Raw genomic sequence first — 21,805 nt, 5'->3', positions numbered from 1 at the left:
CCGCCGATGAAGCGCGACGCGCTCACACCGGTCGAGCCCCAGGCGGATTCGCCGTTGGCGGGGCTCGCGCACGTCGGCTTTCTGACGCTGCCGAACTTTTCGATGATCGCGTTCACGAGCGCGGTCGAGGTGCTGCGCATGGCCAATTACGTGGGCCGCGCGCAGCACTACCGGTGGTCGGTCATCACGCCGGACGGCGAACCCGCGCGCGCCAGCAACAGCATCACGGTGAAGCCGACCACGACGCTCGCCGAAGCCGGCATGCCCGACGTGCTGTTCGTGTGCGCCGGCTGGCACGTGCGCGACTACGTCGACGAAACGGTGATCGCCTTGCTGCGCGAAGTCGCCGCGCAAGGCATTCCGCTCGGCGGCATCTGCACGGGGCCCTATGCGCTGCTGGCCGCGGGCCTGCTCGACGGTTATCGCGCGACCGTGCATTGGGAGGACATGTCGCCGTTGCACAAGCGCTACCCGCACGTGCGTTTCGCCGATGAACTGTTCGTGATCGACCGCGACCGCATGACCTGCACCGGCGGCACCGCGCCGCTCGATCTGATGCTGAAGCTGGTCGGTATGCGTCTGGGCCATGCGGTGGCGGCGCAGGTGTCCGAGCAGTTCATCGTCGAACGGATTCGCGGCTCGACCGACTATCAGCACATTCCCGTCGACGCGCGGGTCGGCTTCTCGCGCGCCGAGCTGATCGAAGTGGTGCGGCTGATGGAAGCGAATATCGAGGAGCCGCTGTCGCTCGACGAACTCGCGCGCCTCGTGCGTCTGTCGCAACGCCATTTGCAGCGCATGTTCAAGATGTTTCTCAACGTCTCGCCGACGCATTACTACCTGACGCTGCGTCTGCGGCGCGCGCGCGAGTTGCTGCGCAATACGGACGCGTCGATTGCGCGGGTCACGACGGTGTGCGGCTTTCATTCGCCGTGTCATTTCAGCAAGGCGTACTGCGCGCAATTCGGCCATGCGCCGAGTGTCGAGCGGCGGCTGTCGGCGTGAAAAAAATCTTCGATCCGGTGCGGCCGGATCGATCGACACAATCAATCTGATCCACCATCCGAGGGAGAGGGAACGCCATGAAACGTCTGTGGGCTGCGTCGTTGTGCGCGCTGTCTGTATCGTCTGCCTTTGCCGCGGAACCCGCCACCTGCCGCAACGTCCGTTTCGCCGATGTCGGCTGGACCGATATCGCGGCGACCACCGGCCTCGCGTCGACGCTGCTCGAAGGACTCGGCTACAAGCCGAGCAAGACGATCGCATCGGTGCCGATTACTTTCGCGGGCGTGAAGGGCAAACAGATCGACGTATTTCTCGGCTACTGGTCGCCGACCATGGACCCGATGATCGAGCCGTTCAGAAAGAGCGGTCAGATCACCGTGCTGACCCCGCCGAACCTGACCGGCGCGAAGTACACGCTGGCGGTGCCCGATTACACGTATCAGGCGGGCATCAAGACATTCGCTGACATCGCGAAGAATTACGACAAGCTCGACGGCAAGATCTATGGCATTGAGCCGGGCAACGACGGCAATGCCGAGATCCGGAAGATGATCGACAGCAACCAGTTCGGGCTCGGCAAGTTCAAGCTGGTGGAGTCGAGCGAGGCGGGCATGCTGGTCGAGGTGAACCGTGCGATCCGCGACAAGAAGCCGATCGTGTTTCTCGGCTGGGAGCCGCATCCGATGAACGTGCAGATGAAGATCGACTATCTGTCGGGCGGCGACGCGGTGTTCGGCCCGAACTACGGCGAAGCGAAAGTATTGACGGTCACGTCGAACGACTATTCGACGCGCTGTCCGAACGTCGCGAAACTGGTGTCGAACCTGCAGTTCACGACCGACATCGAGAACCACGTGATGCTGCCGATCATGAACAGAACCGATCCGAACAAGGCCGCGCGCGCGTGGCTGAAGGACAATCCGGCCGTGCTGGACAAGTGGCTGGCGGGGGTGAAGACGTTCGACGGCAAGGACGGGTTGCCCGCGGTGAAGGCTTTCATAGCGGGGCAGTGAGCGCTTTGAGTGTTCGTAGCTTTGAGTGTTCGTATTGCCGCGGGCGGCGTCCCGTGGCAGCCGCGCGCAGGCACAGTGACAGGGTGATGGCGAACGCCATTGCGTCCAACGCGCGTGAACCGTTCGCACCGAACGTGCAACCGTGCGCGCGCCCGCCAGCGTCCCGCATCAAATCGCCTGAGCCCGACCCGGAAATGTTTCGTCGTAGCCGGAGCCGTCTTCCACTTGCGCCGCCGTGCCGCGCTGCTCACGATACATGACCGGCGGCAAGCCGAACTGCTTGCGAAATTCGCGGCCCAGATGCGAAGCGTCGGAAAAGCCGCAACTCGACGCGATGTCCGCGACGGTCTTGTCCGAACTCGTCAGCAACCACGCGGCGGTGCGCAAGCGCACCTGCTTCGCGTAGGCCTGCGGCGCCTTGCCGGTTTGCGCCTTGAAAAGCCGCTCGAGCTGGCGCGGCGACAGGTCGAGCTTGCGCGCAAGTTCGTCGAGCGGCAGCGAACGGCCCACGTGCTGTTCCATCAGCAGGATCGCGCGCTTGACCTTCGGATGCGTGGCGGGCGCGAGCCCCGGCGGATGCGGCTGCGGCGCGTTGCCTTTCTGCAGGTCGTCGACGAGCAGGATGCGCAGCGCCTTCTGCACGGTGGCGGTTTCGAAGTGACGCAGCAGGATTGCCGCGGCCACGTCGATCGACGCGCGTCCGCCCGAACACGTAATGCGCCGCCGGTCGATCACGAACAGTCGATCGGCGACCAGCGCTTCTTCATTCACCGACGGAAAACGCTCGATGAAATCCCAGTAGTGAAACCAGCTCACGCAGATGCGGTGGCCGTCGAGCACGCCCGCGCGCATCAGCGAGAACACGCCGGTACACATGCCGACCAGCGTCGCGTCGGTGGCGGCGGCGCGGCGAATGAACGCGAGCGTCGCGTCGCTCGCGGCCGGCCCCGAATGCAGCAGCCCGCCGACCACCACGACGTAATCGAACGGTTCGGCGTTGTCGAAGGTTTCCCACGGCGTGATCTGGATGCCGCAACTTGCGCGCACGGGAGCGAGGGTTTCCCCCAGCACGCTCCACGAACAGCGCACCGGTTTGCTGAAATCGCCTTCGTCCGCGGACAGGCGCAACAGGTCGACGAAACCCGAGAACGCGGTCAGCGTGAAGTTCGGCAACAGAATGATGCCGAAGCGGATGCGCTGCTTCGACGTGCCGTCGGTCGATCGAGGGGGAAGCGGTTCAGCGGAATTCATGCATGCGGGCGGCAAGGAGAGGGTGGAGTCAAGCATAGCATTGGGGCTGGCGTGCGCTTTATCGGGCGGTTTCCCTGCGTTCGACGAGGGCCGTCGGGGCCTGTTCAGAGCCCACTCTGGTAGCAGATCCAGCGCAACGTCAGCATCGCCAGCCGCAACCTGGACGCCTGTCGCAAATGCGTCAGAAGTCATCGCAAATACGCCGCCGAGCTTGGCGGGCCGCCCGCTTGACGCCACTATCCCACTGTCATGCCGTTTTTATTCTATCGATCCGGATTGCCTTGCGGTGCAATACGGACTACTCCACCGAGGCAGCGCAACGCCCGCAACGTAGAAGGCACTCCATGAACGTCAGCGTCTTCGATCTGTTCAAGATCGGCATCGGTCCTTCGAGTTCGCACACGGTCGGGCCGATGATCGCGGCATGCCGCTTCGCTTCGCACATCGAAGACGCGAACCTGCTCGGCTTCGTGCGCCGCGTGAAAGTCGAACTGTACGGTTCGCTCGGCGCGACCGGCAAAGGGCACGGTACGGACAAGGCGGTGCTGCTCGGGCTCGAAGGCAATCTGCCCGACCTGATCGACCCGGACCTGATCGAGCCGCGTCTGCGGGCGATCCGCGAGACGAAGCAATTGACGCTGCTCGGCAAGCACCCGGTCGCCTTCGACGAGCGCGAACACCTCGGCTTCTTTCGCAAGCTGATGCCGGGCGTGCCCGGCACATTGGGCGTCTCGGGCGCCAGCATCGTGCATCCGAACGGCATGCGTTTTCAGGCATTCGACGAAAACGGCCAGTTGCTGGTGGAGAAAGAGTATTACTCGATCGGCGGCGGCTTCGTGGTCAACCGCGAAGGCGATCGCGTGAATGGTCTGCGCACCGGCGCGGAGGTGCCGTATCCGTTTCGTACCGGCGACGACCTGATGCGCGTGTGCCGCGAGACCGGTTTGTCGATCGCCGCGGTGACGCTGCGCAACGAATGCGCGGCGCGCCCCGAGCACGAAGTGCGCGAAGGGCTGCTGACGATCTGGCGCACGATGGCCGTGTGCGTCGAACGCGGCTGCAAGGTGCGCGGCGAGTTACCGGGTCCGATGCACGTGAAGCGCCGCGCGGCCGATCTGTGCGCGCAACTGCGGGCGCGTTCGGAGGAGTCGCTGCGCGATCCGCTCTCGATGCTCGACTGGGTCAACCTGTACGCGATGGCCGTCAACGAAGAGAACGCGGCAGGCGGGCGCGTCGTCACCGCGCCGACCAACGGCGCGGCCGGCGTGATTCCGGCGGTGCTGCATTACTACGTGAAGTTCATGCATGCATCGAGCGACGCGGGCATCGTCGACTTCCTGCTGACCGCCGCGGCGATCGGCATCATCTATAAGGAAACCGCGTCGATCTCCGGCGCCGAAGTGGGTTGCCAGGGCGAAGTGGGCGTGGCCTGCTCGATGGCCGCCGCCGCACTCGCCGCCGTGATGGGCGGCACGCCGACCCAGGTGGAGAACGCCGCCGAGATCGGCATGGAGCACAACCTCGGCATGACCTGCGATCCGGTCGGCGGGCTTGTGCAGATTCCGTGTATCGAGCGCAACGCGATGGGCGCGATCAAGGCGATCAACGCCGCGCGCATGGCGATGAAAGGCGACGGCCAGCACTATGTGTCGCTCGACAACGTGATCAAGACGATGCGTGAAACCGGCGCCGACATGAAGACGAAGTACAAGGAGACGTCGCGCGGCGGGTTGGCCGTGAACGTGATCGAGTGTTGAAGTTCGAGTGTTGAAGTTTCAGTGAAGCATGAATACGCAACACCAGGCAGCAGTTAAGACAGCATTGACAAGGACCCACGATGAGCCGCTATTCGATATTCAGCCTGTTGCGCAACGGGATGTCGTATCACGAGAACTGGGAGCGACAGTGGAAGAGCCCCGAGCCCAGGCGTGAATACGACGTCGTGATCGTCGGGGGCGGCGGGCATGGTCTCGCCACCGCGTACTACCTCGCGAAAGAACACGGCGTGCGCAATGTCGCCGTGCTGGAGAAGGGCTGGATCGGCGGCGGCAATACGGCGCGCAATACGACCATCGTGCGCTCGAACTACCTGTGGGACGAATCGGCCGCGCTGTACGAGAAGGCGATGAAGCTGTGGGAAGGGCTTTCGCAGGATCTCAACTACAACGTGATGTTCAGCCAGCGCGGCGTGATGAACCTCGCGCACACGCTGCAGGACGTACGCGACACCGAGCGCCGCGTGAACGCGAACCGCCTGAACGGCGTGGACGCCGAATTCCTCACGCCCGCGCAGATCAAGGAAATCGAGCCGACCATCAATCTGAACAGCCGCTACCCGGTGCTCGGCGCATCGATCCAGCGGCGCGGCGGCGTGGCCCGGCACGATGCGGTGGCCTGGGGCTTCGCACGCGGCGCGGACCAGGCGGGCGTCGACATCGTGCAGAACTGCCAGGTCACGGGGATTCGCCGCAACGGCAGCCAGGTGGTCGGCGTGGATACCACGAAAGGTTTCATCAAGGCGAAGAAGGTCGCAGTGGTGGCGGCGGGCAATACCTCGACACTCGCCGACATGGCCGGCGTGCGCTTGCCGCTGGAGAGCCATCCGCTGCAGGCGCTCGTGTCCGAGCCGATCAAGCCGGTCGTCAATACGGTCGTGATGTCGAACGCGGTGCACGCGTACATCAGCCAGTCCGACAAGGGCGATCTGGTGATCGGCGCGGGCGTCGATCAGTACACGGGCTTCGGGCAGCGCGGCAGTTTCCAGATCATCGAAGGCACGCTCGAAGCGATCGTCGAAATGTTCCCGGTGTTCTCCCGCGTGCGGATGAATCGCCAGTGGGGCGGCATCGTGGATGTGTCGCCGGATGCTTGCCCGATCATCAGCAAGACCGACGTGAAGGGGCTTTACTTCAATTGCGGTTGGGGCACGGGCGGGTTCAAGGCAACCCCGGGTTCGGGCTGGGCCTATGCGCACACCATCGCGAAGGACGAGCCGCATCCGTTGAATGCGCCGTTTTCGCTGGAACGGTTCTATACCGGCCATCTTATCGACGAGCACGGCGCGGCAGCCGTGGCTCACTAACTCGCTAACGGAGCCCCCACACATGTTGCTGATCGAATGCCCATGGTGCGGTCCCCGCGCCGAAACCGAATTCTCCTGCGGCGGCGAAGCGGATATCGCCCGTCCGCTCGACACCGACCAACTGACCGACAAGGAATGGGGCGACTACCTGTTCATGCGCAAGAACCCGCGCGGCGTGCATCGCGAGCAATGGCTGCATACGCAGGGCTGCCGGCGCTGGTTCAAGGCGCAGCGCGACACGGTGAGCTATGAGATCCAGGGCTATGAGACGTTCGAGCGTCCGCTGCTCACGATGGATGGCAACGACGCCAAAGCACAAGAGGGCAAAGCATCATGAGCCAGAAAGACCGACTGCCCAGCGGCGGGCGCATCAACCGCGCGATTGCGCTCGGCTTCACGTTCAACGGCGTCAAATACCAGGGCTATCAGGGCGACACGCTCGCCTCCGCGCTGCTCGCGAACGGTGTGCACTTCGTCGCGCGTAGCTGGAAGTATCACCGGCCGCGCGGCATCGTGACAGCGGGTGTCGAGGAGCCGAACGCGGTCGTGCAACTCGAAACCGGCGCCTACACGGTGCCCAATGCGCGCGCGACCGAAGTGGAGTTGTATCAGGGACTCGTCGCCACCAGCGTGAACGCGAAGCCGAGCATCGAGAAAGACCGCATGGCGATCAATCAGAAGATCGCGCGCTTCATTCCGGCGGGCTTCTACTACAAGACCTTCATGTGGCCGCGCAAATTCTGGCCGAAGTACGAAGAAGCGATCCGCGACGCGGCCGGCCTCGGCAAGGCGCCCGAGCACACCGACGCGGACCGCTACGACAAATGCTTTGCGCATTGCGACGTGCTGGTGGTCGGCGGCGGGCCGACGGGTCTCGCGGCGGCGCACGCGGCGGCATTGTCGGGTGCGCGCGTGACGCTGGTCGACGATCAGGCGGAACTCGGCGGCTCGCTGCTGTCGTGCCGCGCGGAGATCGACGGCAAGCCCGCGCTGCAATGGGTGCAAAAGCTCGAAGACGAATTGCGGCAAATGCCCGAGGTGAAGATCCTGTCCCGCAGCACCGCGTTCGGCTACCAGGACCATAACCTCGTGACGGTCACGCAGCGGCTCACCGAGCATCTGCCGGTATCGCAACGCAAGGGCACGCGCGAGCTGCTGTGGAAAATCCGCGCAAAACGCGTGATTCTCGCGACCGGCGCGCATGAACGGCCGATCGTGTTCGGTAACAACGATCTGCCCGGCGTGATGCTGGCCTCGGCGGTGTCGACGTATCTGCATCGTTACGCGGTGCTGCCGGGCCGCAACGCGGTGGTGTTTACGAACAACGACGACGGCTATCAATGCGCGCTCGACCTGAAGGCGGCCGGCGCGCAGGTGACGGTGATCGACCCGCGTGCGGGCGAATCGAAGGGGACGTTGCCCGCGTTGGCGCGGCGCTACGGCATCAAGGTCATGAACGGCGCGGTCGTCACGGCGGCGCACGGCAAGCTGCGTGTTGCGTCGGTCGATGTGGCGTCGTATTCGAACGGACAGGTCGGCGCGCAGCAGGGCGCATTACCGTGCGATCTGCTCGCCATGTCGGGCGGCTGGAGCCCGGTGCTGCATCTGTTCGCGCAGTCGGGCGGCAAGGCGCACTGGCATGACGACAAGGCCTGCTTCGTGCCCGGCAAGGCGATGCAGGCGGAGACCAGTGTCGGCGCGTGCGCGGGCGACTTCACGCTGGGCCAGGGCATCCGCTTTGCCGTCGATGCGGGCGTCGAGGCGGCGCGCGCCGCCGGTCACATCGTCGCGCGGCCGGCTCCGCTGCAGGTGGCCGAGCTGAGCGAGGCGAAGATCGCGCCGCTGTGGCTGGTCGGCGGGCGCGAGCTGGCGACGCGCGGGCCCAAACAGTTCGTCGACTTCCAGAACGACGTGTCCGCAGCGGATATTTTTCTCGCCGCGCGCGAAGGCTTCGAATCCGTCGAGCACGTGAAGCGCTACACCGCGATGGGCTTCGGCACCGACCAGGGCAAGCTCGGCAACATCAACGGCATGGCGATTCTCGCGCAGGCGCTCGGCAAGACGATTCCCGAGACCGGCACGACCACCTTCCGGCCGAACTACACGCCAGTCACCTTCGGCACCTTTGCGGGCCGCGAGCTGGGCGAGTTTCTCGATCCGGTGCGCAAGACGGCGGTGCACGAATGGCACGTCGAAAACGGCGCGGCCTTCGAGGATGTCGGCAACTGGAAACGGCCCTGGTACTACCCGAAGGCGGGCGAGGACATGCACGCGGCGCTCGCACGCGAATCGCTCGCGGTGCGCACGAGCGTCGGCATACTCGATGCGTCCACGCTCGGCAAGATCGACATTCAGGGCCCCGATGCCGCGAAGCTGCTGAACTGGGTCTATACGAATCCGTGGAGCAAGCTGGAAGTCGGCAAGTGCCGCTACGGCCTGATGCTCGACGAAAACGGCATGATCTTCGACGACGGCGTGACCGTGCGTCTGGCTGACCAGCACTACATGATGACGACCACCACCGGCGGCGCGGCGCGCGTGCTCACGTGGCTCGAGCGCTGGCTGCAAACGGAATGGCCGGACATGCGGGTACGGCTCGCATCGGTCACGGATCACTGGGCCACCTTTGCCGTGGTCGGTCCGAACAGCCGCAAAGTCTTGCAGAAGGTCTGCCACGACATCGACTTCGCGAACGCGGCGTTTCCGTTCATGAGCTATCGCGAGGGCACGGTGGCCGGCGCGGCATCGCGCGTGATGCGCATCAGCTTCTCGGGCGAACTCGCGTATGAAGTGAACGTGCCGGCGAACGTCGGGCGCGCGGTGTGGGAAGCGTTGATGACTGCGGGCGCGGAATTCGACATCACGCCGTACGGCACCGAAACGATGCACGTGCTGCGCGCGGAGAAGGGCTACATCATCGTCGGCCAGGATACGGACGGCTCGATGACGCCGTACGACCTCGGCATGGGCGGGCTCGTCGCGAAGTCGAAGGACTTTCTCGGCAAGCGCTCGCTGACGCGTTCGGACACCGCGAAGGCGGGGCGCAAGCAACTGGTCGGACTGCTGTCGGATGATCCGTCGTTCGTGATACCGGAAGGCTCGCAGATCGTCGCCGGGCCGTTCCAGGGCGACACCGCGCCGATGCTCGGGCACGTCACGTCGAGCTATTACAGCCCGATCCTGAAGCGCTCGATTGCGATGGCGGTGGTGAAGGGCGGTCTCGAGAAGATCGGCGCAACGGTCACGATTCCGCTGTCGAGCGGCAAGCAGATTGCGGCCACGGTCACCAGTTCGGTGTTCTACGACAGCGAAGGAGCACGTCAACATGTGGAATGAAACAGGCGGGATGGTATCGATCGTGGATCGCGCTGTGGGTGGACAAACGGGTGTGTGGCAGGAGTCGCCGCTGGTGGGCGCGGGTACGCTGCTGAAGAAGCATCAGGCGACGGCATCCGCCGCTTTCAGGTTGAGCGAGCGGCCGTTTCTGGAACTCGTGAACCTGCGCGGCGACACGCGCGACGCGGCATTCGTGAGCGCGGTGCAGAGCGTGATCGGTTGCAAGCCGCCGGAGAAGGCGAACACCGTCGCGCGCGGCAACGGCTACGACATGCTGTGGCTCGGCCCGGACGAATGGCTCGTACGCTCGGCCGCCGCGCACGACGCCGCGCGCACCGCGCCGTTGCAGGCGAAACTCGGCGCCGCGTTGGGCGGTGTGTTCGCCTCAGCGGTGGATGTCGGCAGCGGCTATACGGTGCTCGAAATCAGCGGCACGCGCGTGCGTGACGTGCTGGCGCGCGGTTGCCCGCTCGACCTGCATCCAAAACTGTTCGGCGACGGGCAATGCGCGCAGAGCCACTATTTCAAGGCATCGATGACGTTGCTGCATACCGGCGCGGACAGCTTCGACATCGTCGTGCGCCGCAGCTTCGCCGACTACTTCGTCAAGATCATGCTCGACGCGGCCGAGCCGCTGATGTCATAACGCACGGCGAGCGGTGCGCGCACGCATCGCTCGCCGCACATCCGGTCTCGTTCGACTCCCGCCCATGCCATGCCGTCGACGCGCCTAGCCACCGCGCGCCTCACCGAGCGCGCGTGCCATGAAGGCGACGCCGCTGCCGCGCTCGCGCTGCTCGATCAGAGCATCGTGCTGCGGCACCGGCGCATCGCGCTGATCCGCTATCTGCTCGCGCAACAACTCGGCGCGCCGCTGCAGACGCGCCACCACGAATACGTCGAAAAAATCGCCGCACGCCTGAGTGCGGACACGCTCGCGCGCATTGCCGGCGCGGCGCGTGCGCGGCTGCGTCTCTAGCGCTTTTTGCGTCCCTCGCGCCTGCATGCCGGGCGGCCACCGCGACGCCCCCGTTCCATTTCGATGACGTTTTCCTTCTATGTGGACGATTTATGTCGACGTCTACTGAAAACGCTGCCCGGAACACTCACGCGGCTGCCGCCGCATCAACGAGGGGATGACATGTCTACCGCTTTTCAGCCACGCGCGAGCGCGGCCGCCCGGCTCGAACGACTGCCGTTCTCCGGTTATCACCGGACCATCTTCGTCATCATCGCGATTGCGTTCTTCTTCGATTCCGTCGATCTCGGCACCATGACGTTCGTGCTCGGCTCGATCAAAACCGAGTTCCAGTTATCGACCGCGACCACGGGGCTCGTCGCCAGCGCGAGCTTCTTCGGCATGGTGATCGGCGCGGCGGTGGCGGGCCTGCTCGCCGATCGCTTCGGGCGCCGGCCCGTCTTTCAGTGGAGCATGGTGCTGTGGGGCCTCGCGTCGTATCTGTGTTCGACCGCGCAGAGCGTCGAGGCGCTGATCTTTTATCGCGTGCTGCTCGGCTTCGGTATGGGGATGGAGTTTCCGATCGCGCAGACCTTGCTGTCGGAGTTCGTGCCGGCTGCCTCGCGCGGACGGCTGATCGCGCTGATGGACGGCTTCTGGCCGCTCGGCTTCATCGCCTCGGGCGTGGTGTCGTACTTCGTGCTGCCGGCTTTCGGCTGGCGCACCGAATTCGCGCTGCTCGCGATTCCCGCTGTGTTCGTGCTGATCGTGCGGCGTGTGGTGCCGGAGTCGCCGCGCTGGCTCGAACATCGCGGACGCCATGCCGAAGCCGACCGGATTCTCGCCGACATCGAAGTGAAGGTGATGCGCGCGGAAGGCCTGAGCCAGTTGCGCGCACCGGCCCTGCTCGCGGAACCGGCCGCGGCGAAGGGCGGCGGCGCGTTCCGCGAGATCTGGAGCCTCGCCTACCGGCGCCGCACGATCATGGTGTGGACGCTGTGGTTCTTCGCGCTGCTCGGTTTTTACGGGCTGACGTCGTGGCTCGGCGCGCTGATGCAGCAGGCCGGTTTTGCGGTGACGAAGTCGGTGCTGTATACGGTGCTGATTTCGCTCGGCGGGATTCCGGGCTTCATTTGCGCGGCGTGGCTCGTCGAGCGCTGGGGCCGCAAGCCTACCTGTATCGCGTCGCTCGCCGGCAGCGCGGTGATGGCCTACGTCTACGGACAGACCGCGCTGCATGCGCAAACGCCGACGCTGCTGATCTGCGCCGGGCTCGCGATGCAGTTCTTCCTGTTCGCGATGTGGGCGGTACTGTACACGTACACGCCCGAGCTTTACGGCACCGGCGCGCGCGCCACGGGCTCGGGGTTCGCGTCCGCGATCGGCCGGGTAGGGTCGCTGATCGGGCCGTATGTGGTCGGCATCGTGCTGCCGGTGTTCGGCCAGGGCGGCGTGTTTTCGCTCGGCGCTATGTGCTTTGTGATCGCCGCCGCAGCGGTGTGGATACTGGGGATCGAAACGCGCGGGCTGGCGCTGGAAACGCTCGTGTCGGAAGCGGTCGAAGCGGACCCGCATGGGGCGTTGAGTCCGGTGCGGGAGTGAGCGTCGGCGGGCGCTGGGCATGGCGGGGCATGCTCAGCGCCCGCGCTCGTTTAGCGTGAGTTCAATGCTCGCTGCCCGCGAGCGCCGTCAGAATCTGATAAGCGGCGCTCACGCGTGCGTCGTTCGGGATGTTCCGGTTGGCGAGCATGACGATCCCCAGATGCTTCTGCGGAACGAACGCGACATACGCACCGAAACCATTGGTCGAGCCGGTCTTGTTGATCCATACATCCTGTCTCGGCGGCTGCGGCGGCCTGATTTCGGCGGCAGGCGTCGCATGCAGGACCATCTCCGCTGAATTGCCTTCCTGCAAGGTCTTCAACGCGGCTGGATACGAATACTGCTCCCAGATCAGATCCTGAGTCAGCACGCCTGCTTTGAAGTAGCCGGTGTGCGTTGCCGTGATCGCACGCTGGAGCGTGCTGTCGAGCGGGATCAGATCCATGTTCGCCGCGACGAAGCGCAGCATGTCGGCCGCAGTCGACTTGATGCCATAGGCTTCGGAGGACAACACACCGGGTGTCATGCGGATCGGCGCATCCTGCTTCGTATAGCCTTGCGCGTAGTCCGGCATTTTCGCTTTCGGGACGTCGATGTAGCTGCTCGTCATGCCGAGCGCGGGAAACAGGCGTTGCTGGATCAGCGCGGTGAAGTCCTGACCCATGCTCTTCGCCGTGATCAGGCCGAGCGTGCCGATACCGGGGTTGGCATACGTGCGCTGCGTGCCGGGTGCATAAGCGGGCCGCCATGCGGCGAAGTACTGCATCAGCTGGTCGTTGTCGTGGATGTCGTCGGGCACCTGCAACGGCAGCCCGCCAGGCGTGTGCGTGCCCAGGTTGAGCAGGCTCACGCTGCCGAACGGTGTGCCGCGCAGCGACGGCAGATACTTCGCCGTCGGGTCCGACAAGGACAGCTTGCCGTTCAGGCCCGCATAAGACGCGAGCGTCGCCGTGAATGTCTTGCTGATGGAGCCGAGTTCGAACAAGGTCTCGCGCGTGACCGGCTTGCCGGTTTGCGTCGACGCGACGCCGTAGGTGAGCACGTAGGGCTTGCCCTCGACGATCACGCCGACCGCCATGCCCGCAATGCGATATTTCGCCATCAGCGGTTGGATAGCTGCGTCGACGGTGGGCTTGATCCGATCGAGCGGGGCATCGGCGGCGCGGCCGATGGATGGCATTGTGCACAGCGCAAACACGGCGCTCGCGATAAGACTGATTGTTTTGGACTTCATTGGCAGCGTTTCCCTGGATGTCGGCCGGCAGGTTGGCCGAGTCGCACTATCCGGGTTTTGCTGCGCGCTGACAATCGAGGATAAGTTGCGCGAGGGTAAAGAAAATCTTGTGGAGCAAGAGGGGCGGTGGCATTTTCGGCGCCGCGAGGGGAAGCTTCGCGCCGCGCGGCAAGACGGTAGGTGTACCGCGTCGCTTACCAGCGCAACAGCCGCGGGCCGAGCAGCGCGCCGATGACCGTCGGCACGAGCATCCCCAGCAGATACCATGCGCCCCAGAATGGAATGGCCATCTCCGGGCAATGCAGACAATAGGCGAGCGTCGCCGTCGAGCCCGCCAGCAAGCCGCCCGCGGCGCCCGCCAGCGCGAGCCGGGTCGGCGCCAGTCCTTTGAGCGCCCAGAACACGGCGATGAAGCCCGGAACCGACAGCATCGCGATATTGAAAGGACAGACGCGCCAGGTTTTGCCGAGCACGAGTGCGAGCCGGCCGTCGTCCGGTGCGCCCATCAAGACATACGCCCCGGCCAGCCACACCGCCGCGACCGGCGCGGCGATCAACCAGCCGCTCGCCCCGGCGCGCATGCCGGGCCGGGCGAGCCGCGTCGACATCCAGAGCGAGCCGATCATCAGACAGAGCGGCAACGCGACCTTGGCCCAGAAGATCGGCGTGAGCGCGACTTCGGCGAGGTCGCGCCGGACGCCGAGCAGCATCGCCATGATCAGCGTCGCACCGGCCGCGCCGCTCAGCACCGCAAGGGTGAAGCGTTTCGTGAGCGCGTGGCGGTCTATCGGCGCGACACCGGTCGCCAGCAGAGAAATGAATTCATCCGTTTTCATCGGCTTCCTCGAATCTTTGCGGCCAACGCCTTGAGGCCACGATGCACGCCGATCTTGACCGCGGACTCCGACAAGCCGGTCAACTGCGCGGTTTCCGTCACGGACAGCCCTTCGAGCTTGACATGCACGATCGGCAAACGCTGACGATCCGGCAACTGTTCGAGCAGCTTGCCCACGTCGCGCCGGGCTTGCGCCGGTTCGAGATCGGGCGCGGCGAGCAATTCGAATGCATCGTCGAGCGGATCGTTGAGCGCGTCGTGGCGGGAACGCGCCCGAAAGTAATCCGTCAGCTTGTAGCGTGCGATGGCGTGAATCCACGCGGTCAGCGGCTGCTCGTCGCGATACGTATGCCGTCCGTTGTGAACCGCCAGCAATATTTCCTGCACCAGATCCTCGACATCGGCCGCGCTGTCGTGAAGGCGCCGCCGCAGGAAGCCACGCAGGTGCGCGCCCAGTTCCGCGAGGAATTGCCGATACCCGGCGGCGTCGCCGTCCAGGCCGCGCAGGAACAGGGCGCGCAGACGGGCCTCTTTTGCCTGCGCTGCGGTGATATCGGTAGTTCGATTCATCGGGGAGGTCGGTTACAGGAAACAGGAGTTTATTCCATCGCCTCGGGCGTTGGCGACGAGGACTGCGTCGCGTGCGTTCTTTTTGTCTGTTGAAGAGAAAAAAACCTGGCGCGTGCTGTAACCGGGCCGGGACACGCAGCGAACTACCTCACAGATGCGGGATGACGACGCATCGGTAGTTGCCGCAAAGCAGTCTATCTGATACCCCCGGGCCGTCCGCGAGCTACAGCCATGAGCGACGGCGGCCCGACCAACAACACTCCAGGAGTTGCCATGAAACGCATTGCAATCGCAGCAGTCGCCGCAGCCTTGCTCGTCAGCGGTGGTTCGGTGTTCGCCCAGGCGAGCGGCGCCATGTCCAACGATTCGATGTCGAAAGACGCGATGAGCAAGGATTCGATGGCCAAGGATTCGATGTCGAAAGACTCGATGAAGAAGGACAGCAGCAAGATGAAACATGACACGATGAAAAAAGACGACGCAATGAAGAAAGACGACGCGATGAGCAAGTAAGGCACACAGGTGCGTTCCCGGCATCTTGCGGCGAACGCACCTGAGCCCCGAGGCTTCACGGAGATTCGGAATGAAAGCGATCCCCCAACCCGGTGCGTTGCCCGACGCGACACGCATCTTGCAACCCGCGTGGGTGCGCATCGCGCACTGGCTCAACGCGTTGGCCGTGGTGCTGATGATGCTGTCGGGCTGGCGAATCTACGACGCGTCCCCGGTGTTCCAGGGCCTCACGATCCCGACCGGCCTCACGCTCGGCGGCTGGCTCGGCGGCGCGCTGCAATGGCACTTTGCGGCGATGTGGCTGCTGTTCTTCAACGCACTCTTTTATCTGGCGATGAACCTCGTCACGGGCCGCATCCAGTCGAAGTTTTTCCCGCTGTCGCCGCGCGCAATCCTGCACGACCTGCGCGAAGCCCTGAAAGGCCATCTGTCGCATGCAGACCCGAGCCGCTACAACGCGGTGCAGAAGTTCGCCTACCTGTTCGTGATGCTCGACATAGCCGTGCTGATCATCTCGGGCCTCGCAATCTGGAAGTCGGTGCAGTTTCCGGTGTTGCGCGAACTGATGGGCGGATATGACAACGCGCGCGTCGTTCACTTCTGCGCAATGGCGCTGCTGGCCGGTTTCATCGTGATTCATCTGACAATGGTCGCGCTCGTGCCGCGCTCCTTGCTCACGATGATTCGTGGCCGCTAACCGAGGACTACTCCTGTGAAGCCATTCAAACCGTCGCAATCGGGCGTCGATCGCGAGTCGCTCAGTATCGACGTGCGTCGTGAGCTCGATATGCCGTCACGGCGCCTGTTCGGCAAACGCATCATCACGCTGGGTGGGCTGGCGATGCTGACCGGATGCAGCCTCTCGGACGATAAATCGGTCGAGACGTTTCTGTCGCGCGTGTCGAGAATGAACGACCGCGTGCAGGGCTGGCTATTCGACCCGAACCGTCTCGCACCGACCTACACCGAAGCACAGATCACACGCCCGTTCCCGTTCAATGCGTACTATGGGATCGACGATGTGCCGCACGTCGATGGCGGCGATTTTCGCCTGAAAGTGAGCGGCCTCGTGCAGGACAAAAAGGACTGGACGCTCGCCGACCTTGACGCATTGCCGAAGGCTGAACAGATCACGCGACATATCTGCGTCGAAGGCTGGAGCGCGATCGGCCGATGGGGCGGCACGCCGTTCGCGGCGTTTCTCAAGCGTGTCGGCGCGGACACGTCGGCGAAATACGTCGGCTTCAAATGCGCTGATGACTACTACGAAAGCATCGATATGCCAACGGCGCTGCATCCGCAGACGCTGTTGACCTTTACCTTTGACGGTCAGCAATTGCCCGCAAAATACGGCTACCCGATGAAGCTCAGAATGCCGACCAAACTCGGCTACAAGAATCCCAAGCACATCATGGAGATTTTCGTGACCAACACGTTTCCGGGCGGCTATTGGGTCGATCAGGGCTACAACTGGTTTGGCGGATCGTGAGCCGCAGGCTGAATACCGGAGCCGGTCGAGACGCGCAGGCAATGGGTGCGGAGTAATATCGCTACCAGGTCCAGATTCCTGCCCGAGCGCGGGTCGGGTGCCCATGCGCACATCGATCCATGAGCCGGGAGGAGGCTCGCTGGAACGCCTGGACGCCGCGCAGATAAAACGTATGGCGGTGTCGGTAGTGACGAGGACATCGATCATGTCAAGCGAATGGAAGCGCCGCCTGCGGCTGTTTATCCAGCGTTTCTGGCAGCCGACCAGCGCGTGCATGACCTGTATGCCCGGCAGCTGGGGCAATCTCATGAGCCTCGCCCACTGGACGATCGCATTGCAGACCGGTCTGCTGACCGGGCTTCTGGCGGTCTTGCTGACTTTCACGCCTGCGGCCCGATTCTATAAGCACCGATATAGCAATGCGCTGCTCGTCGGTTTGCTGACGGCGATCGGCGACGCTTACGCTCACGGGAGCCACTACCGCATCCCCTATGTGGAGCACATCGTGACCGGTGTGATCTCCGCTCTCCTGACGCTGGCCGCGTCATATATCTTCGAAGATCGGGCGCGACGCCTTCGCGCGGCGTGGGCTCGGGTTTTCGGGTAGAGAAGTCTGTCACGCGCCGAGCGGGCGGGCCGGTCAGTCGTCACCGCGCTCCGGATCTTCGACACCGTCGAGCGTCACACGCAGCGTGCATGGGGTTGCCTTATAGTTGCCGTCAGGCAAAACTGGCGACTCGCCCAATCGCGCAGGGAATTCCAATGAGAGCAATGATCCTGGCGGTCCTTTTCTGCGTATCCGCGACTCTTTCCCATGCGGCAGGAATCAGGTTCGTGCAAGTTCCGGCCGATGCCAACGGCCCCGCGTTGAAAGCGATCGTATGGACGCCATGCGCAGCCCCCGCTCAGGACATTCCGATCGGGCCTTACATGCTGAAGGGGCGGCGCGACTGTCCGGCCACGGTCGAAACGCTACCGCTGATCGTCATCTCGCATGGCCACGGCGGGGCGTTTCTTGGTCACCATGATCTTGCGGAAGTACTCGCGGACTCGGGCTACGTCGTCGCGGCAATCAACCATCCCGGCGATACCTTTTCCGACATGAGCCGTGCGGCCGATATTTCTGAGTTCGTGGAGCGCCCAACCGACATCAAGCGTCTCATCGACTTCATGTTGAGCGAGGCACCCGAGATGCCCAGAATCAATCCCGAGCTGATCGGCTTTTTTGGTTTTTCGCGTGGCGGCTATACCGGTCTCGTACTGGCTGGCGCGAATCCGGACTTTTTGCACGCCGACATTCCATGTCCGGATTTGAATCTTCCAATCTGCAAACAGCTTCAGCGCAAAGAGATTCCGAATCAGCCGTTGACTCACGATCCCCGGATCAAAGCTTATGTTCTTGCGGACCCGCTCAACGAGTTTCCCTCTTCACACGATCTGAACGACGTGAAAGTACCGATCCAGCTTTGGGCGTCGCAGTATGGCGGCGACGGCGTGCTTCCCGAATCGATCTCCAGCCTGGCCAATATGCTGCCGAAGCGGCCTGAATACCATCTCGTCCCCGGCGCGGCTCATTTTGCCTTTCTTGCGCCGTGTTCGGCCACCTTGAGAAAGAACGCCCCCGAACTCTGTACCGATGAAAACGGTTTCGACCGTGTGGCCTTCCACCAGGCGTTCGATGAAAACGCGCTTCAGTTTTTCAGATCGAACCTGCACTGAGCCCGTATGACATCTTCACAACGTCGCTCGACCGTGTGCTCTCGCGCTGTCTGGAAGCCGCGCCATTGGCCACGAAGTAAGGCGTATCGACACGCGCCAGCGCTTCCCGCCCGCGAATCCGGTCGGCGATGTTCTCGGCCAGCATGATGGTCGGCGCGTTCAGATTGCCGGTCGTGATGCGCGGCATGATCGACGCATCGACGACCCGCAGCGCGTCGATACCATGGACGCGGCCCTCATTGTCGACCACCGCCATGTCGTCGTAGCCCATCTTGCACGAGCACGACGGATGAAACGCTGTTTCTGCGCGCATCCGGACGAACTGATCGAGTTGCGCGTCGGTGCCCAGTTCGGCGCCGGGATTCAGCTCGCGCCCGCGATAACGGTCGAGCGCCGGCTGACGCATGATTTCACGCGTGATCCGGATGCCGTCGCGGAATTCGCGCCAGTCGAGCGGATCGGCCATGTAGTTGAACAGGATGCTGGGGTGCGCATTCGGATCACGCGAGGTGAGCTTCACGCGGCCCCGGCTCGGCGAACGCATCGAGCCGACGTGCGCCTGGAAGCCGTGCATCCTGATCGCGTTCGAGCCGTTGTAGTTGATGGCGACCGGCAGGAAGTGATACTGGAGGTTGGGCCATGGGTCGTCGTCGCGCGTGCGGATGAAGCCACCCGCTTCGAAGTGATTGCTCGCGCCGATGCCCTTGCCGTTGAGCATCCATTCGAGTCCGATGGCAGGCTGGTTCCACCACTGCAACGCCGGGTAGAGCGACACCGGCTCCTTGCACTCGTACTGGATATACATCTCCAGATGGTCCTGAAGATTCTCGCCGACACCAGGCAGATCGTGCACGAGCGGCACATCGAGTTCGCGCAGCCAGGTCGAGCGGCCCACGCCGGAGCGCTGCAGCAATTGCGGCGACCCGATTGCGCCGCTACACACGAGCACTTCACGGCGCGCATGCACGCTGAGCGCCGTGCCGTGATGCAGATACGCGACGCCGACCGCGCGCTTGCCCGAAAACAGCACGCGCTCGGTGACCGCATGCGTGACGATCGTCAGATTCGGCCGCGTTTTCGCGCGATCCAGATAGCCGCGCGCGGTGCTCGCGCGCCGGCCGTTGGCCGTGACCGTGCGATCCATCGGACCGAAGCCTTCCTGCCGATAGCCGTTCAGATCGTCGGTGCGCGCAAAGCCTGCCTGCACACCGGCCTCGACCATCGCGGCGAAGAGCGGGTTGTTGCCCGGCTTGCTGGTGCTCACGTGGACCGGACCGTCGCCGCCGTGATACGCATTCGCGCCGATGTCGCGCGTTTCGGCTTGGCGGAAATACGGCAGGCAATCCAGATAGGTCCAGTTCTCGAGACCAGGGCGCGCGGCCCAGCCGTCGTAATCGAGCGCATTGCCGCGGATGTAGCACATGCCGTTGATCAGCGACGACCCGCCGAGCCCCTTGCCGCGTCCGCACTCCATGCGACGGTTGTTCATGTGCGGTTCGGGGTCCGTCTCGTACGCCCAGTTATAGCGGCGTCCCTGCAGCGGATACGCGAGCGCGGCCGGCATCTGCGTGCGGAAATCGAAACGGTAGTCGGGGCCGCCTGCTTCGAGCAGCAGCACCGTCACGTCGGCGTCTTCGGTGAGGCGCGACGCGAGCACGTTGCCCGCCGAACCCGCGCCCACGATGATGTAGTCGTATTCGTTCGAGGCCATCGCCGCCACTCCTTAGAACACCGGCTGATAGGGGCCGAGTTCGACCTGCACGGACTTGATGCGCGTGTAGTGTTCGAGCGTGGTGATGCCGTTTTCGCGGCCGACGCCCGATTGCTTGTAGCCGCCCACCGGCATTTCCGCGGGCGATTCGCCCCACGTGTTGATCCAGCAGATGCCGGCCTCGAGCCGATGAATCACGCGGTGCGCACGCGAGAGATTCTCAGTGACGACCCCTGCGGCGAGGCCGTAAGCGGTGCGGTTCGCACGCGCGATCGCTTCGTCCTCGTCGTCGAATGCGAGGATGCTCATCACGGGGCCGAAGATTTCCTCGCGCACGATGCGCATGTCGTCGTGGCAACCGGTGAAGACGGTCGGCTCGACATACTGGCCGCCGCCGAAATGACCTTCGGTCAGGCGCCGGCCGCCCGCCAGCAAGCGGGCGCCTTCCTGCACACCGCTGTCGATATGGCCGAGCACCTTCTGCAATTGCGCGGCGCTCGCAAGCGGGCCGAAGTTCGTGTTCGCGTCAGTGGGCGCGCCCACGCGGATGCGTTCGACCCGCGCGAGCAGCAACGCTTCGAACCGTTCGAGCACGCTGCGTTGCACGAACACGCGTGTGCCGTTGGTGCAGACCTGGCCCGCGCTGAAGAAGTTGGCGCTCATCGCGATGTCGGCGGCGCGTTCGAGGTCGGCGTCGTCGAACACGAGGAGCGGCGACTTGCCGCCGAGCTCCATCGTCACTTCTTTCAGCGACGACGACGCGGCGAGCGACATCACCTTCTTGCCCGTTTCGACGCCGCCCGTAAACGAAATCTTCTCGATGTCCGGATGCGCGGCGAGCATCGCGCCGACCCGGCCATCGCCCTGCACGACGTTGAAGACGCCCGCCGGCACGCCGGCCTCGGTGTAGATCTCCGCGAGCTTCAGCGCCGACAACGGCGTGATCTCGCTTGGCTTGAAGATCATCGCATTGCCGGCCGCGAGCGCGGGCGCCGACTTCCAGCACGCGATCTGGATCGGGTAGTTCCATGCGCCGATGCCCGCGCACACGCCGAGCGGCTCGCGGCGCGTGTAGACGAACGACGAGGGGCGCAGCGGAATCTGCTGGCCTTCGATCGCGGTGGCGAGTCCCGCGTAGTACTCGATCACGTCCGCGCCGGTGACGATATCGACCGCGCGCGTTTCGGCGATCGGCTTGCCGGTGTCGCGGGTTTCGAGCAACGCAAGTTCGTCGTTGCGCTCGCGCAGCAGTTCCACCGCGCGGCGCAGAATGCGCGAGCGCTGCATCGCGGTGAGCGCGGCCCACTCGCGTTGCCCGGCCTGCGCCGTTTGCACCGCACGCTCGATATCGGCCGCCGACGCCTGCTGCACGCTCGCGAGCGTCTCGCCGGTGGCGGGGTCGAGCGTGTCGAAGGTTTCTCCACCGGTTGCATCGACGTAAGCGCCGCCTATGTACAGACGTTGCGTTGCGAATACCGCCATCCCAT

20 protein-coding genes are annotated in these 21,805 nt (G+C 64.2%); 14 read left to right on the top strand and 6 right to left on the bottom strand.

Annotated elements, in window-relative coordinates; all coding sequences use genetic code 11:
* The first annotated feature begins 6 nt into the window (after positions 1-6).
* Positions 7-1,005 (top strand): GlxA family transcriptional regulator, encoded by a 999-nt coding sequence (locus tag ACZ9H4_RS16535; RefSeq protein ID WP_476119712.1) that lies wholly within the window; start codon positions 7-9, stop codon positions 1,003-1,005.
* A 77-nt stretch (positions 1,006-1,082) separates the two neighbouring features.
* Positions 1,083-2,018, top strand: coding sequence for a choline ABC transporter substrate-binding protein (locus ACZ9H4_RS16530; RefSeq protein WP_408141503.1), 936 nt, complete (start codon positions 1,083-1,085; stop codon positions 2,016-2,018).
* A gap of 168 nt (positions 2,019-2,186) precedes the next feature.
* Here ACZ9H4_RS16530 and ACZ9H4_RS16525 read toward each other — a convergent pair whose 3' ends face one another.
* The gene (locus ACZ9H4_RS16525; protein ID WP_408141502.1) at positions 2,187-3,269 is read right to left on the bottom strand and encodes a GlxA family transcriptional regulator; all 1,083 of its coding nucleotides are present in this window, start codon (positions 3,267-3,269) and stop codon (positions 2,187-2,189) included.
* Between the two features lie 344 nt (positions 3,270-3,613).
* Here ACZ9H4_RS16525 and ACZ9H4_RS16520 point away from each other — a divergent pair, with 344 nt between their 5' ends.
* The 7 genes from ACZ9H4_RS16520 (at position 3,614) to ACZ9H4_RS16490 (ending at position 12,247) form a co-directional block, all read left to right on the top strand.
* The gene (locus tag ACZ9H4_RS16520) at positions 3,614-5,026 is read left to right on the top strand and encodes an L-serine ammonia-lyase (protein WP_408141501.1); all 1,413 of its coding nucleotides are present in this window, start codon (positions 3,614-3,616) and stop codon (positions 5,024-5,026) included.
* An 80-nt stretch (positions 5,027-5,106) separates the two neighbouring features.
* On the top strand, positions 5,107-6,351 hold the full coding sequence (locus tag ACZ9H4_RS16515) for a sarcosine oxidase subunit beta family protein (RefSeq protein ID WP_408141500.1): 1,245 nt from the start codon (positions 5,107-5,109) through the stop codon (positions 6,349-6,351).
* 22 nt (positions 6,352-6,373) lie between these two features.
* The gene (locus tag ACZ9H4_RS16510; protein ID WP_408141499.1) at positions 6,374-6,688 is read left to right on the top strand and encodes a sarcosine oxidase subunit delta; all 315 of its coding nucleotides are present in this window, start codon (positions 6,374-6,376) and stop codon (positions 6,686-6,688) included.
* A complete protein-coding gene (locus ACZ9H4_RS16505) occupies positions 6,685-9,687 on the top strand; it encodes a sarcosine oxidase subunit alpha family protein (protein ID WP_476119708.1) in 3,003 nt (1,000 codons plus the stop codon). The genes ACZ9H4_RS16510 and ACZ9H4_RS16505 overlap by 4 nt, the downstream gene beginning before the upstream one ends.
* Positions 9,677-10,333 (top strand): sarcosine oxidase subunit gamma, encoded by a 657-nt coding sequence (locus ACZ9H4_RS16500; RefSeq protein ID WP_408327808.1) that lies wholly within the window; start codon positions 9,677-9,679, stop codon positions 10,331-10,333. The genes ACZ9H4_RS16505 and ACZ9H4_RS16500 overlap by 11 nt, the downstream gene beginning before the upstream one ends.
* Before the next feature lie 69 nt (positions 10,334-10,402).
* Complete coding sequence (locus ACZ9H4_RS16495; RefSeq protein ID WP_408141496.1) at positions 10,403-10,666, top strand: hypothetical protein; 264 nt, start codon at positions 10,403-10,405, stop codon at positions 10,664-10,666.
* A 162-nt stretch (positions 10,667-10,828) separates the two neighbouring features.
* Positions 10,829-12,247 (top strand): MFS transporter, encoded by a 1,419-nt coding sequence (locus tag ACZ9H4_RS16490; protein WP_408327805.1) that lies wholly within the window; start codon positions 10,829-10,831, stop codon positions 12,245-12,247.
* Positions 12,248-12,308: 61 nt separating this feature from the next.
* On the opposite strand, the gene ampC is transcribed toward ACZ9H4_RS16490, so the two are convergent.
* The 3 genes from ampC to ACZ9H4_RS16475 form a co-directional block, all read right to left on the bottom strand.
* Positions 12,309-13,481 (bottom strand): class C beta-lactamase, encoded by a 1,173-nt coding sequence (gene ampC / locus ACZ9H4_RS16485; RefSeq protein ID WP_476119705.1) that lies wholly within the window; start codon positions 13,479-13,481, stop codon positions 12,309-12,311.
* A 194-nt stretch (positions 13,482-13,675) separates the two neighbouring features.
* On the bottom strand, positions 13,676-14,317 hold the full coding sequence (locus ACZ9H4_RS16480) for a DUF1109 domain-containing protein (RefSeq protein WP_408141493.1): 642 nt from the start codon (positions 14,315-14,317) through the stop codon (positions 13,676-13,678).
* A complete protein-coding gene (locus ACZ9H4_RS16475) occupies positions 14,314-14,886 on the bottom strand; it encodes a sigma-70 family RNA polymerase sigma factor (protein ID WP_408141492.1) in 573 nt (190 codons plus the stop codon). The genes ACZ9H4_RS16480 and ACZ9H4_RS16475 overlap by 4 nt, the downstream gene beginning before the upstream one ends.
* Positions 14,887-15,159: 273 nt before the next feature.
* Here ACZ9H4_RS16475 and ACZ9H4_RS16470 point away from each other — a divergent pair, with 273 nt between their 5' ends.
* From ACZ9H4_RS16470 to ACZ9H4_RS16450, 5 genes are all read left to right on the top strand, one after another.
* Positions 15,160-15,399 (top strand): pentapeptide MXKDX repeat protein, encoded by a 240-nt coding sequence (locus tag ACZ9H4_RS16470; protein WP_408141491.1) that lies wholly within the window; start codon positions 15,160-15,162, stop codon positions 15,397-15,399.
* Positions 15,400-15,469: 70 nt separating this feature from the next.
* On the top strand, positions 15,470-16,096 hold the full coding sequence (locus tag ACZ9H4_RS16465; RefSeq protein WP_408141490.1) for a cytochrome b/b6 domain-containing protein: 627 nt from the start codon (positions 15,470-15,472) through the stop codon (positions 16,094-16,096).
* Between the two features lie 15 nt (positions 16,097-16,111).
* Positions 16,112-16,888 carry a molybdopterin-dependent oxidoreductase gene (locus ACZ9H4_RS16460; RefSeq protein ID WP_408141489.1) on the top strand — a complete coding sequence of 259 codons (777 nt, stop codon included), beginning with the start codon at positions 16,112-16,114 and terminating at the stop codon, positions 16,886-16,888.
* 205 nt (positions 16,889-17,093) lie between these two features.
* Positions 17,094-17,495, top strand: a complete 402-nt coding sequence (locus ACZ9H4_RS16455; RefSeq protein ID WP_408141520.1) for a hypothetical protein — start codon at positions 17,094-17,096, stop codon at positions 17,493-17,495.
* A gap of 155 nt (positions 17,496-17,650) precedes the next feature.
* Positions 17,651-18,607: an alpha/beta hydrolase family protein gene (locus ACZ9H4_RS16450; protein WP_476119701.1), complete on the top strand. Its 957-nt coding sequence runs from the start codon at positions 17,651-17,653 to the stop codon at positions 18,605-18,607.
* Here ACZ9H4_RS16450 and betA read toward each other — a convergent pair.
* Together betA and betB are read right to left on the bottom strand one after the other, a co-directional pair.
* Positions 18,588-20,318: a choline dehydrogenase gene (gene betA, locus ACZ9H4_RS16445; protein WP_476119699.1), complete on the bottom strand. Its 1,731-nt coding sequence runs from the start codon at positions 20,316-20,318 to the stop codon at positions 18,588-18,590. The genes ACZ9H4_RS16450 and betA overlap by 20 nt on opposite strands.
* Before the next feature lie 12 nt (positions 20,319-20,330).
* A complete protein-coding gene (betB, locus tag ACZ9H4_RS16440; protein WP_476119697.1) occupies positions 20,331-21,800 on the bottom strand; it encodes a betaine-aldehyde dehydrogenase in 1,470 nt (489 codons plus the stop codon).
* Between the last annotated feature and the right edge of the window lie 5 nt (positions 21,801-21,805).

The organism is Paraburkholderia sp. TE9906, from assembly GCF_056279605.1.
Note: the sequence above shows the minus strand (reverse complement) of the source record. Positions and strands in the feature narration are given on the sequence as shown.

Bases quoted from the DNA above. Each gene is read 5' to 3' on its own strand.
- ACZ9H4_RS16465 (WP_408141490.1), top strand. From the start codon at position 15,470: ATGAAAGCGATCCCCCAACCCGGTGCGTTGCCCGACGCGACACGCATC.
- ACZ9H4_RS16515 (WP_408141500.1), top strand. From the start codon at position 5,107: ATGAGCCGCTATTCGATATTCAGCCTGTTGCGCAACGGGATGTCGTAT.
- ACZ9H4_RS16475 (WP_408141492.1), bottom strand. From the start codon at position 14,886: ATGAATCGAACTACCGATATCACCGCAGCGCAGGCAAAAGAGGCCCGT.
- ACZ9H4_RS16470 (WP_408141491.1), top strand. From the start codon at position 15,160: ATGAAACGCATTGCAATCGCAGCAGTCGCCGCAGCCTTGCTCGTCAGC.
- ACZ9H4_RS16450 (WP_476119701.1), top strand. From the start codon at position 17,651: ATGAGAGCAATGATCCTGGCGGTCCTTTTCTGCGTATCCGCGACTCTT.
- ACZ9H4_RS16525 (WP_408141502.1), bottom strand. From the start codon at position 3,269: ATGAATTCCGCTGAACCGCTTCCCCCTCGATCGACCGACGGCACGTCG.
- ACZ9H4_RS16505 (WP_476119708.1), top strand. From the start codon at position 6,685: ATGAGCCAGAAAGACCGACTGCCCAGCGGCGGGCGCATCAACCGCGCG.
- ACZ9H4_RS16490 (WP_408327805.1), top strand. From the start codon at position 10,829: ATGTCTACCGCTTTTCAGCCACGCGCGAGCGCGGCCGCCCGGCTCGAA.
- ACZ9H4_RS16500 (WP_408327808.1), top strand. From the start codon at position 9,677: ATGTGGAATGAAACAGGCGGGATGGTATCGATCGTGGATCGCGCTGTG.
- betA (WP_476119699.1), bottom strand. From the start codon at position 20,318: ATGGCCTCGAACGAATACGACTACATCATCGTGGGCGCGGGTTCGGCG.
- ACZ9H4_RS16495 (WP_408141496.1), top strand. From the start codon at position 10,403: ATGCCGTCGACGCGCCTAGCCACCGCGCGCCTCACCGAGCGCGCGTGC.
- betB (WP_476119697.1), bottom strand. From the start codon at position 21,800: ATGGCGGTATTCGCAACGCAACGTCTGTACATAGGCGGCGCTTACGTC.
- ACZ9H4_RS16510 (WP_408141499.1), top strand. From the start codon at position 6,374: ATGTTGCTGATCGAATGCCCATGGTGCGGTCCCCGCGCCGAAACCGAA.
- ACZ9H4_RS16535 (WP_476119712.1), top strand. From the start codon at position 7: ATGAAGCGCGACGCGCTCACACCGGTCGAGCCCCAGGCGGATTCGCCG.
- ampC (WP_476119705.1), bottom strand. From the start codon at position 13,481: ATGAAGTCCAAAACAATCAGTCTTATCGCGAGCGCCGTGTTTGCGCTG.
- ACZ9H4_RS16455 (WP_408141520.1), top strand. From the start codon at position 17,094: ATGTCAAGCGAATGGAAGCGCCGCCTGCGGCTGTTTATCCAGCGTTTC.
- ACZ9H4_RS16520 (WP_408141501.1), top strand. From the start codon at position 3,614: ATGAACGTCAGCGTCTTCGATCTGTTCAAGATCGGCATCGGTCCTTCG.
- ACZ9H4_RS16480 (WP_408141493.1), bottom strand. From the start codon at position 14,317: ATGAAAACGGATGAATTCATTTCTCTGCTGGCGACCGGTGTCGCGCCG.
- ACZ9H4_RS16530 (WP_408141503.1), top strand. From the start codon at position 1,083: ATGAAACGTCTGTGGGCTGCGTCGTTGTGCGCGCTGTCTGTATCGTCT.